We start from the raw sequence: 12,141 nt of genomic DNA, 5'->3' as shown, positions 1-12,141 counted from the left end.
CTTCAACCTTTCTTTACGTCTATTTCATAATAAATAGAGAAAAGAGCTAAAACAAACTCCTTTAGCTCATGATTGCTCTTTTTTTATTAATTCTTTTAATTCATCAAGGAATACATTTATATCTTTAAACTGCCTATATACGGATGCAAATCGTACGTATGCAACTTCATCCACTTTTGCTAATCGATCCATGATTTTCTCGCCGATTATTTCCGAATGAATTTCTGAACTACCTTCTCTTCGAAGCTCCTTTTCAATAGAGGACGTAATTTGTTCCAATTCTTCTAATGCAACTGGACGTTTCTCGCATGCTTTTATGAGCCCTCTCAACATTTTTTCCCGACTAAATTCTTCCCTTGTACCTTCCTTTTTAACGACAATCAACGGAAGTTCTTCAATCTTTTCAAATGTCGTAAATCGATGAGTACATTCTTCACATTCTCTTCTTCTTCTAATCGAACGGCCATCATCAACTGGACGTGAATCGACAACTCTCGTTGCATTCGTATGGCAAGATGGACATTTCATTTCATCAACTCCGCTCAAACAAATATCTATTTCTTTTATCTTATAGAAAAGACGTCTATTACACAAGTGAAGAAGGAACGTGATAGGGTAGAATCTTTTGCTCTACTCTGAAAAAATAAAAAAATAAGGCCAATCGCCTTATTTTTTTACAGGAGTTAATTGTTGATTCAGTTTTCTGTAGTAGGAAAGGATTTCTGTTTTTAATCTAGGGTATGCCCCTGTGATGACTGTTTTATCAGCAGTTACTTTAAAATCTACAGCCGTTTCAAAAGGCTGAACTGTTAAAACAGTAGCTACTATAAAAAGTTTCCCACTTTTTCCTACTGAAATTTCCCCATGATCTTTGGACACAGATTGAATTTTGTATTCTTTTGAGGAAAATAATTCCTCAACGATTGACATTACTTTGTCAAAAGATGCTTTATAATATTGTGTTTGTAGCTCTTGGTCTTGATGCATATCCGATGTTTCACATTCCTGACTAAAACGAATAAAAAGTGTTTTTAGACCAGCCATTTTTTACTCCTCCTTATGTAAAATCAGTTTAATGTCAAATGATCTGACAGTAATATAACGAAAAGAGGTGTATGTTGACATACACCTCTTTTGTATTTATCAGCATTATAGCGCTTTTACTTCCGGTCGTTTCATTTGAACAGGACCCATTCCTCGTGGAATTTCAATATTTTCACGTGTTTGTGCATTTAATGCATCTGCAATATGATTTGCGGCAATATTCGGATCCATATCCCCACATGTATATACATCTATACTAGCATAACCATGTTCTGGGAAACTATGAATAGTTAAGTGAGATTCAGAAATTATCACTACTCCACTCACACCTTGTGGTGCAAATTTATGAAAGGCAACCTCTCTTACTTCAGCACCTGATTTTAATGCAGCATCTACAAAAATTTGCTCTATTTTTTCCATATTATTTAGCTTTTCAAAGTCACAGCCCCATAATTCTGAAATTACATGACGACCCATTGTTTCCATTAGTCGCTTCCCCCTTTGACATCGATTTTTTTTGTCAAAATGAACTCAACTCTAACGCAGTAATATAACTACCACGGGGGAAAGTTAGTCCGAAGAGGTCCTAACCCTTTAAGTAGCCATATAAGTACTTTTTGCAATCAAGAAGTTCACGAAAAATAGTATACTTTGTTTATTTTCATTTTGCAATAACCTTTTTAAATATTTTGCGCACTAGCTATTGATTTTGAATTTAGTATGTATATTGAATGACTCTTCCTTTACTAGGTAGAAAACATTCTACTACTTTAAAGATTGCATTAAATTACATGAGTGATAAACATTTTGACAAAACGAAAAAGCCTGTACAACACAGGCTTTTTCATAAATATATAATGTTTAGCTTATCTTCATTTGTACCTCTTGATTCATCAAACTTGCTACATGCTTTGTTAAGTCTACAACTCTACATGAATATCCCCACTCATTATCATACCAAGCAAGAACTTTCACTTTCCGATTTTCCATGACCATTGTAGATAATCCATCTATAATTGCCGAATGTGGATTCGTGTTAAAATCAACCGATACAAGTGGCTCAGTTGTATATTGAATGATTCCATCAAACGATCCCTTTGCTGCTGTTTGAAAAGCATGATTAATCGTATCTACTGTGACATCTTGCTTTAAATCCACTACTAGATCTACAAGTGATACATTCGGAGTCGGTACGCGTAATGCCATTCCATGTAGCTTCCCATTCAAATGTGGTAAGACAAGTGAAAGTGCTTTAGCAGCACCTGTCGTCGTTGGAATAATAGACTGTGCGCACCCTCTTGCTCTGCGTAAGTCTTTATGAGGGTTATCGATATTATTTTGATCATTTGTATACGCATGTATGGTGGTCATTAGACCGTTCTCAATTCCAAATTGATCATCCAAGACTTTTACAACAGGAGCTAAGCAATTTGTTGTGCAAGATGCATTTGAGATGATTGTATGTTTTTCAATATTTAATGCGCTTTCATTTACGCCCATCACAATGGTGATATCTTCTTGTTTCCCTGGTGCAGTTAAAATCACTTTTTTTGCTCCAGCTTTGACATGTAATGCCGCTTTATCTTTAGAGTTAAATTTTCCTGTTGCTTCAATAACAATATCAATAGCTAAGTCTTTCCATGGTAATTGTTCAGGGTCACGATTATTTAAAAGTAGCACTCTATGTCCATTTACAACTAGCTTATTGTCTTCTACTAAAACTTCACCATCAAAAGTACCATGAGTCGTATCATATTTAATTAAATGTGCTAACGTTTCAGCAGGATAACTTGCATTTATAGCCGCTATATTTAACTCTTTATCCTCCATAGCCTTTCGGAAAACCATTCTACCTATACGGCCAAACCCATTAATCGCAACTTTTGCCTTCATCTCGGCGCCCCCTAATATAAGTGTTATACTTTTAAGTGGTATTCTTGTAATTAGTATAACATATTAACCGATAGGCAGGTGATTTATTTTTCTTCTTTATAAATGTTTAATAATTCTGAATAACTACCCGAAGTCAAACTAAACAAAACACATTCATACACACGAGCTCAATTATGTTTCTTATTGAAAATAACAATCACATTAAGGAGCTATTTTTATTTGGTTCAAGGTACGAAACAGTACTCAATCGTAATAGTCATTACGGCTGTAGGTTCCAGGTCGTTAATAGTGCTTCTAGCTGTTCATCTGTATTTTCAATGGTTGAATTATTATTAACAACAGCAGAGGCTCTGTCCACTTTTTCCTCTAATGACATTTGTGAGGAAATTCTCGCCATCGCCTCTCTTTCTAATAGCTGATTACGTTCCATTAAACGAGATAGCTGTGTGGCAGGGTCCACGTAGACAACCAGAATCTTGTCGACCATCCACACTAAGTCACTTTCAAACAGCAAGGGGATATCCATAAAGATTGTCTTTTTCCCGTTTGCTATCGCTTCTTCTTTTTGAGCCATCATTGTCTTTCGGACTGCCGGATGAACGATACCATTTAATTTTTTTCGTTTCCCCTCTTGATGGAAAATTATTTCGCCAAGCATTTGCCGGTTAATTTCATTATTGGGTAAAATAATTTCTTCACCAAATTCTTTAATAATTTGTTTATAAGCTTCTTCTCCAGGTTGCACAACCTTTCTAGCTGCAATATCTGCGTCTATGATTGTGAACCCTCTCTTCTTCAACAGAGAAGACACTGTACTCTTTCCACTAGCAATTCCACCTGTTAACCCAATAATTAAGACCATTTCATTTGCTCCCTTTCTTCGATACTAGAAACGTAAAATTCCGATAAAAATTAATATGATTCCTGGCAAAAAGGATACTCTTTGAACCCATTGAAGATGAGAAAAAAGCTGTCCTAACTTCAATCCTGATGATAAAAAGGCAAAGCTCATTAATACTACACACACAGCTAGAAAAAACGGGGAAAAGCCAAGCAATGCTGCTCCTATTCCTGCTCCAAAAGCATCTAACGATAGGGCGACACCGAGTAGCAAGGCTTCAATTCCAGTAATCGTCCCAGACCGGTCAATGTCAGCAGAAAGAGGTCTTTTTAAAATTTGAACTACAACACCTAAAGACTTAATTTCAACATTTAAAATGGTCCCATCTTGCTCCACTTGCTTTTCTGGTTGAAAGAATTGGTAGAGAACCCATAGTCCCAACATAACCAAAATGAGTCCACCGATTCGACTAGCCCAATCTGCTGACAATATATTTTGCAGCATTTGACCTAATGACATTGCAGCCAAGAGGGAGCCTGCTGAACAGAAAGAAATGATCAAAATTGACTTTAAGGGCATCCCCATTTTTCGTAGTCCGTATGTGAGACCAGTGCTAAAGCTATCTAAACTAACAGCAAAAGCAAGTAATAATAAAGAAATATCACTGTTCATACAAAAAGCCCCTTCCATAAAAAATGCTACGATAGTATATGGAAGGAGCTAATTTCATGTTAAAGAAATTCTGTATTTATGACTGACAATGAGCACAATAATGTGTCCCACGACCAGCAGTTACCTTTTTACTAATTGGGTTTCCACATTGCTTACAAGGTTTGTCCTTTCGACCATACACGTATAATGAGTCTTGAAATGTACCGATTTTCCCTTGACTATTGATATATGAGCGAATGGTACTACCACCCTTTTCGACGGCTTCATTAAGCGTTTTATGTATGGCTGAATGAAGCAAGTTAATTTCATCTTCTTTTAGTGATTTTCCTTTTCTATCTGGATGAACACCAGCTTTAAATAACACTTCATCGACATAAATATTACCTAAACCCACTAATAATGATTGGTCAAGAAGAGCTGCTTTGACCGCTCTTTCAGTTTTGTTTAACTTCTCTTTAAGGAAAGTTGGACTGAACTTCTCTGAAAATGGTTCTGGACCAAGTCGTGATAATGGGGGACTTTCTTCTTCCTTTCCTTTAGGAAACAAATGCATCGTACCAAACTTTCTTACATCTCGGTACCTTAATGCCGATTCATCAACGAAATGAAAAATTACATGAGTATGTGGAGCAAGTTCATCTTTTTCATTATATAAACCATATTTCCCCTCCATTCTCAAATGTGAAACTAAAGAATAGTGGGTGGTGTCAATAATAAGGAACTTTCCACGCCTACGAACTTTCTCAATTTTTTCACCGATAAGCGCATCTTGAAACTGCTCTATTTCCTCTGGCTTTTTTATTATTTTGGACCAATATACAGAAACAGATTTAATCGTTTTCTCCGTAATTAATTCGTTTAGCGTTCTTTTTACGGTTTCAACCTCCGGTAATTCAGGCATTTTTATCACCTCAACGAACTATTTTGCATCATACCACGTTTCACCATATGAATAATCTACCTTGAGCGGAACGGACAATTCAATTGCATTTTCCATTATTTCAGGAACAAGCTGTATTAATGTTTCAATTTCTTCTTTTGGCGCTTCAAAAATCAGTTCATCATGTACTTGAAGAAGAAGACGAGTTTGTAAACCCTTTTCCTTTAACCCTTCAGCCATATGAATCATCGCTTTTTTTATGATGTCTGCAGCGCTTCCTTGAATAGGGGTATTCATCGCTGTACGTTCTCCAAAGCTTTTTAAATTAAAGTTTCGGCTAGTTATTTCAGGTATATAACGTCTGCGATTTAGTAAAGTCGTAACATACCCTCTCTGCTTTGCATCTAAAACAATACTATCCATATAATCTTTAACCCCAGGGAAGCTATTTAAATACGTTTCAATAAACTTCCCAGCTTCTTTTCGCGTAATATTTAAGCTTTGTGACAACCCATAATCACTAATACCATAAACAATTCCAAAATTGACAGCTTTCGCATGACGTCTCATATTTGATGTCACTTCTTCTTGCTTTACACCAAACACATCCATTGCCGTTTTCGTATGAATGTCTAATCCTTCTTTGAACGCTTGAATTAATTTTTCATCATTAGCAATATGGGCTAAAACGCGGAGCTCAATTTGTGAATAGTCAGCAGCAAACATTAACCATCCTGGTTTTGAAGGCACAAATGCTTGACGAATTCTTCTCCCTTCTTCCAATCGAATCGGTATGTTTTGTAAATTAGGATCTATTGAACTTAACCTTCCTGTTTGAGTTAATACTTGATTAAAACGGGTATGGATTTTATTTGTGTCTTGATTTACTACTTTTAATAAACCTTCAATGTAAGTTGAATTCAATTTGCCTAATTGACGGTAATGAAGTATAAAGTCAATAATCTCATGTTTTGACTGAAGCTTTTCTAATACGTCAGCTGAAGTAGAATAGCCTGTTTTCGTCTTTTTTATAACGGGAAGTTCTAGCTTTTCAAATAAAATAACTCCAAGTTGTTTTGGCGAATTAATATTAAAAGTTTCACCTGCTAATTCATAGATTTTCCCTTCAATGGCTCTTAGTTGATCATTTAATTCTTCACCCATTCGTTGGAGTCGTTCTCTATTTACTTTTACCCCTTTTAATTCCATCTCCGCTAGAATAAATGCTAAAGGTAATTCAAGTTCTTCTAACAGTGAAAATTGATTATTTGTCTCAAGTTCACGTTGGAGAGTATTACTTAATTGCTCTAGTGTTGATACTTTCCGACCAACATGTTCTCCTATTATTTCTTGAGCTGGGGCCGCTTTCTTTGCTCCCTTACCATAAACAGCTTCATCTGTCTTTATCGCCAATACTCCTTGACTTTTTGCTAATGAAGCGAAATCATCATGATTAGCAGAAGGGTTAATAATATATGCAGAAATTAATACATCAAAATCAATTCCTTTAATAGTAAAACCACTACGTCTGAACGACACGATGGTTTGTTTTGTATCATAAACTATTTTTCTCTCCGATTCATTTTCTACCCAATCCTTGAACAAATCGGAAGAAAACGCCACTTCAGAAGGAATAAAATAAGTGCCTGTTTGATTGTGTAATCCAATCCCTAGTATTTCACCTTTATGGTAATTCTCTTCAAGCATTTCAACGTATAAGTATGAAGGTGATGTTAAATGCTCTCTTTTTATTTCTGTCAACGTTTGGACGTTAATTTCATCTAACACTTCTTCTTCATTATCTTCTACATCTAATTTGTCTAATAAAGAATGGAAGCCCAGATCTTTAAATAGTTCACTAAGTTTTTCAGCATTGACCCCTTCATAAGAAAGGTTCTTCACGCCTACTTCTACAGGCGCATCTCGAATGATCGTGGCTAGCTCTTTACTCATTAAGGCTTGCTGTTTATTATCTTCTAACTTTTCCTTCAACTTTTTCCCACTTACTTGATCAATAGAGTTCAATAATTCTTCAACCGTTTGAAATTGCTTTAATAATTTTATTGCCGTTTTTTCACCTACACCAGGTACACCTGGAATATTATCGGAACTATCTCCCATTAAGCCTTTCATATCCACAATTTGCTCAACAGATAATCCGTATTTTTCCTTAATATGAACTGGGGTGTATTCCTCCATCTCCGTGATACCTTTTTTAGTAATCATTACTGTTGTCTGTTCAGAGCTAAGCTGTGTTAAGTCTTTATCACCAGAAATAATTTTCACATCAAATTGATTCTTTTCTGCTTCAAGAGAGAGTGTACCTATAATGTCATCTGCCTCATAATTTTCTAACTCATATCGTGAAATACCGTATGCATCTAATAGTTCTCGAATAAAAGGAAATTGTTCGGATAATTCCGGTGGAGTTTTTTGTCGCCCTCCCTTGTATTCTTTAAATGTTGAATGACGGAAAGTCGTTTTTCCAGCGTCAAATGCAACCAAAATATGTGATGGTTTTTCTTCTTCTAATATCTTCATGAGCATTGTTGTAAAACCATACACGGCATTTGTATGTATTCCTTTGTTATTATTTAGTAGTGGTAAAGCAAAAAAAGCTCGATATGCAATACTATTACCATCAATTAGGACTAATTTCTTTTTCATTTATAAACCTCCCAATAATAAGCCACCGTTATAACACATAAAAAAGCTGTTGTCTTTTTCTTTATTTTAACATGTCCTCTAAGGAAAGGAAAAAGCAACAGCACAACTGATTTGTTTGTTTAAGGTGGATATTAATTACATAATTAATGTCCACTGTTAAAGCACATAAAAAAGGCGAGAACGGGGTCAGTTCTCGCCTTTTTTGGCTCCTTGGATGAAGGGGTTTTCATTTATGATTGTAGCAATGCATTATTAAGGAAAAATTAAACAAATGTAAAAGTAGTGTTAATTCATCCGTTCTTTGTTAATAAATTGAATCAGTTCTCGATGGAGAGTAATTGTAAAGGTCGTTCCTTTTCCTTCTTCACTCATTACTTCAATCTTTCCATGATGTGCTTCAACTAAATGTTTTACAATCGCTAACCCTAAACCAGTTCCACCAGAATTTCGACTTCTTGCCCTATCGACTCGATAAAACCGTTCAAAGATACGTGGTATTTCTGAAGAAGATATACCAACCCCAGTATCTTTTACAGTTACATTCACTATTTCATCCATCGGCTTAATCATTACCTCTACCGTTCCGTTCTCAGGTGTATAGGAAATTCCGTTACTAATTAAATTTATAAACACTTGTTTTAGTCGGTACAAATCTCCTTCAATAACTGCCTCTTCATCCCCATCCAACAGAAGTTGAATTGCCTTTTTATCCGCTTTGCTTTGAAGCATCATGACGACATCTCGTATTAATTCATTTAGATTTACCTTCTCACACGATAATTGAAAGTCCTGCTTCTCCATTTTGGATAAATCTAATAAATCCTGAATGAGCGATTGCAAGCGGTCACTTTCTTTTAGAATAATATGTAAAAAGGATTGTAGAACTTCTTTATCATTCATCGCACCATCTAATAGTGTTTCAGAAAAGCCCTTAATGGACGTTATAGGTGTTTTTAATTCATGTGAGACATTATCTACGAAATCTTTTCGCATTTGCTCTAGCTTTTTCATTTCTGTAATATCGTGAAATACGAGCAATATCCCTTTCCATTCATCGCCCATTCCAATTATTGGCGCACCGTATACTTCAAAGTGGCGCATTTCTATATTCACTTGAAGTAAAAGTGGTTTTCTGACTTTTTGTTCAGTCATAAAAACTTCTTCAACCAATTTTATAATATCGATGTGGGTAATGGCTTCATGGTATCTCTTTCTTAATAATTCCGTTGGATTGATGTGAAATTGTTCTTTAAATGCTTTATTTATTAATACAATGTACCCTTTAGGATCAATTAGGAGTAATCCACTTCCCATATTCTCAATTAAGGTCATGATTCTGTCTTGCTGCATTTCTTGTGCAGAAACCATTTCTTGCAAATTACGTGCTAGTATATTAATTGAAGTACTAAGCATACTCGTTTCGTCAATTCGGTCTTCAAACGTTCTTGCACGATAATTTCCTTTCGCTAGTTCAATCGCGACATTTGTTGCTGATTCGATTGGCTTCGTGTATTGTGCCGTTATTTTACTAGCTAAATAGATAATCACAATTAGTGACAAGCCAAGTGAAATGGCTAATACCTGCCAGATTTGACGATAGGCAGCTTTCAGCATATCAACTGACGTACTAAAAACTAATAACCCTTCAGAAGTGCCGTCAGGACTTTTAATCGCCTTTACATAATAACGGACATCAAGGTCATCTCTGTTCAGTTCAAAAGAATCTTCCGTTCGCTTCCAACTAGCGAAGATTTCTTCAATATCTTTTTGATGAGTGGAGATTTGTGAATCCCCTTCATCAAATACTATTTCTCCACTTGCGTTAAGAATAGATATTCTCACCTCAAGAAGATTACTCCTCTCTTCAAGTGGAATATCACGGAGGTTTTCTAACCCTCCTGCTTCTTCAATCTCTGAAACAAGCCATTCTCCTTCAATATCGATTCGAGAATTAAACGTGTTTAAATGATAGCTTTTAAACACTTGCCCTAATAAAACGCCAACCGCTATCAATACCACCATAATCAAGGTGATGAGGGCAAATAATAATCGAGAGCGAAACTTTGTCATAATGTTTTTGGTTCCTCTAATTTATAGCCTAAACCACGGATGGTTTTTATATAGATTGGTTTTTTTGTATTCATTTCAATTTTCTCACGTAAGTGACTAATATGAACGTCTACTATACGTGTATCCCCAGCAAAGTCATACTTCCAAACTGCACTTAGTAACTGATCTCTTGTTAACACCCGCCCTTTATTTTCACAAAGGTAAAGTAATAATTCAAATTCTTTTGGAGTAAGTTCTAATAACGTTTCTTGAAAATAAGCTTCATATTGTTCAGCGAATACTTTAAGATCTCCAACATGAAGGTAATCCTTCTGTTCTTCTGGTTTCTGTACTTCAACGACAACTGCTTGGCTTCTGCGTAAAATGGCTTTTACTCTAGCAACCACTTCACGAGGGCTAAATGGTTTGGTCATATAATCATCCGCACCGAGCTCTAGGCCCAACACTTTATCAAATTCATCGTCCTTTGCTGTTAACATCAAGATAGGTGTCATCACCTTAACTTGTCGAAGTTGTTTACAAACTTCAATTCCATCCATTGATGGCAGCATTAAATCGAGAACAATGATATCCGGCTTTTCATCAATTGCCTTATTCATTCCAACTTCCCCATCATTTGCTGTTATCACTTCAAAACCTGCTTGCTCTAGATTGTATTTTAACAGGGTAACAATCGATTGCTCATCATCTACAACTAGTACTTTTCTCGCCATATGGTCCTCCCAAATGATTTGTATTAACCCCTTACCCCTAGTATGAACGAGCCTAACTACATATTATCATAATTTATGTGGCTATCCAGCACCTACTTAAAATTTCTATTTTTCATGTCATTTTGAGTTAAGCAAACTTTATTTAGTGAGTGTACTATTGTTCATACAAAATAAGCCTCTAAAAACAGTGAAGACGTAATCTAATGATAGATTACGTCTTCACTATATTCAGCTTATATAAGTCTATCCCCAGTGACGCTATAGAGGAACTTCAGATAATCTCGACCAATTTTTTCATTCTATTTACGCTGGATATCCTCCACCAGGAGGCGGCCATGCGCGAAATAACCTACGCATTAAAACAATCTCTCCTAAATGATAAGAATTATGAGAGGCCATATTCCTTAAAATTCCTGCTTTATGTTCAGTTGGCCATTTTTCCAAAGGTTCATTAAGTTTGACCGTCATAGCTATTTCACATGCTTTTTCTACACCTAACAATAATCGATTGATGATTGTTTCCCATTCTTCTTGATTTTGCGGTTTATCTTCTTCTGGCCAAGTTTCTTTAACGCTTGTAGGCATGTCTGGCTGTCGACCTTGAAGAAACTCTAAAAATTTATCCTGCCAATACAGCATATGATTTACTTGTTCATAAATCGTATAGGGTAACTCATTTATCCGTTTTCCTGCAAGCTCAAAATCAATATCTGATAAAGCACGCTCTATCGGAATATGTCCACGTTCTCCTTTTAATGATTTTACTAATGTTTCTCCGTAAATTTCATTTAGATTTGTCATTGTCACTTTCTTCCCTCACTTTGCTCTCATTTCCATACTTCTCTTTATAAACAATGAAAAGAATACTCACATGAGTATTCTTAAAAATTTTCTAAAGTATGACCTTCCATTTTTTGTTTCTTATGTGGTGGACAAACTTGTATATCCCCTTTTACAACTGTCTCACCTTCTTCATTCGATCCCTGAACATTAATCGTAATGACATGTGTGTCTGTATCCACAGCTATTATTGTAAATAAAAAATGAACTGTATCATAATGATAAACCGGCTTTGGATAGTCGACTTGCATACCAATTACGTGAGCACCAGGTCCCGGCATGTATTTTGAAACTGCAGAGTGAATGATTCCATTTAACATGACAGTTGGAACTATTGGTTTTTTAAACGGCGTTTGAGAAGCATAATCATGTTGAATATATAATGGATTAGCATCATTTGTTAGCCCAAGATATAAAAGTAAATCCTTATCTTCTATTTTCTCAGTAAGTGTTAATTTTTCTCCTACACTTATTTCTCCAATCATTCTTCCTAGCTTTCGCTTTTTACCCAATAACAAATA

Annotated in this window: 12 protein-coding genes; all 12 read right to left on the bottom strand. The window is 35.5% G+C overall.

Annotated features, from left to right (window positions below):
• Window positions 1-66: 66 nt before the first annotated feature.
• Window positions 67-528 (bottom strand): transcriptional regulator NrdR, encoded by a 462-nt coding sequence (gene nrdR / locus WAK64_RS00290; RefSeq protein WP_336584922.1) that lies wholly within the window; start codon window positions 526-528, stop codon window positions 67-69.
• A gap of 138 nt (window positions 529-666) precedes the next feature.
• Window positions 667-1,044, bottom strand: a complete 378-nt coding sequence (locus WAK64_RS00285; protein WP_336584921.1) for a cytosolic protein — start codon at window positions 1,042-1,044, stop codon at window positions 667-669.
• A gap of 105 nt (window positions 1,045-1,149) precedes the next feature.
• The gene (gene speD, locus WAK64_RS00280) at window positions 1,150-1,530 is read right to left on the bottom strand and encodes an adenosylmethionine decarboxylase (protein WP_336584920.1); all 381 of its coding nucleotides are present in this window, start codon (window positions 1,528-1,530) and stop codon (window positions 1,150-1,152) included.
• Window positions 1,531-1,905: 375 nt separating this feature from the next.
• On the bottom strand, window positions 1,906-2,937 hold the full coding sequence (locus tag WAK64_RS00275; RefSeq protein ID WP_336584919.1) for a glyceraldehyde-3-phosphate dehydrogenase: 1,032 nt from the start codon (window positions 2,935-2,937) through the stop codon (window positions 1,906-1,908).
• Between the two features lie 259 nt (window positions 2,938-3,196).
• Window positions 3,197-3,799 carry a dephospho-CoA kinase gene (gene coaE, locus WAK64_RS00270; protein ID WP_336584918.1) on the bottom strand — a complete coding sequence of 201 codons (603 nt, stop codon included), beginning with the start codon at window positions 3,797-3,799 and terminating at the stop codon, window positions 3,197-3,199.
• A 24-nt stretch (window positions 3,800-3,823) separates the two neighbouring features.
• Complete coding sequence (gene ytaF, locus WAK64_RS00265; RefSeq protein ID WP_336584917.1) at window positions 3,824-4,450, bottom strand: sporulation membrane protein YtaF; 627 nt, start codon at window positions 4,448-4,450, stop codon at window positions 3,824-3,826.
• Window positions 4,451-4,526: 76 nt separating this feature from the next.
• Window positions 4,527-5,351 carry a DNA-formamidopyrimidine glycosylase gene (gene mutM, locus WAK64_RS00260; RefSeq protein ID WP_336584916.1) on the bottom strand — a complete coding sequence of 275 codons (825 nt, stop codon included), beginning with the start codon at window positions 5,349-5,351 and terminating at the stop codon, window positions 4,527-4,529.
• 18 nt (window positions 5,352-5,369) lie between these two features.
• The gene (polA, locus tag WAK64_RS00255) at window positions 5,370-7,997 is read right to left on the bottom strand and encodes a DNA polymerase I (RefSeq protein ID WP_336584915.1); all 2,628 of its coding nucleotides are present in this window, start codon (window positions 7,995-7,997) and stop codon (window positions 5,370-5,372) included.
• 285 nt (window positions 7,998-8,282) lie between these two features.
• The gene (gene pnpS, locus WAK64_RS00250; RefSeq protein WP_336584914.1) at window positions 8,283-10,067 is read right to left on the bottom strand and encodes a two-component system histidine kinase PnpS; all 1,785 of its coding nucleotides are present in this window, start codon (window positions 10,065-10,067) and stop codon (window positions 8,283-8,285) included.
• On the bottom strand, window positions 10,064-10,780 hold the full coding sequence (locus tag WAK64_RS00245; RefSeq protein ID WP_336584913.1) for a response regulator transcription factor: 717 nt from the start codon (window positions 10,778-10,780) through the stop codon (window positions 10,064-10,066). The genes pnpS and WAK64_RS00245 overlap by 4 nt, the downstream gene beginning before the upstream one ends.
• Window positions 10,781-11,083: 303 nt before the next feature.
• Window positions 11,084-11,581 carry a DinB family protein gene (locus tag WAK64_RS00240; protein WP_336584912.1) on the bottom strand — a complete coding sequence of 166 codons (498 nt, stop codon included), beginning with the start codon at window positions 11,579-11,581 and terminating at the stop codon, window positions 11,084-11,086.
• Window positions 11,582-11,661: 80 nt separating this feature from the next.
• Complete coding sequence (locus WAK64_RS00235; protein WP_336584911.1) at window positions 11,662-12,138, bottom strand: MaoC/PaaZ C-terminal domain-containing protein; 477 nt, start codon at window positions 12,136-12,138, stop codon at window positions 11,662-11,664.
• Between the last annotated feature and the right edge of the window lie 3 nt (window positions 12,139-12,141).

The organism is Bacillus spongiae (assembly GCF_037120725.1).
GTDB lineage: Bacteria > Bacillota > Bacilli > Bacillales > Bacillaceae_K > Bacillus_CI > Bacillus_CI spongiae.
The sequence above is the reverse complement of the archived record's forward strand: the minus strand, read 5'-3'. Positions and strand labels throughout refer to the sequence as shown.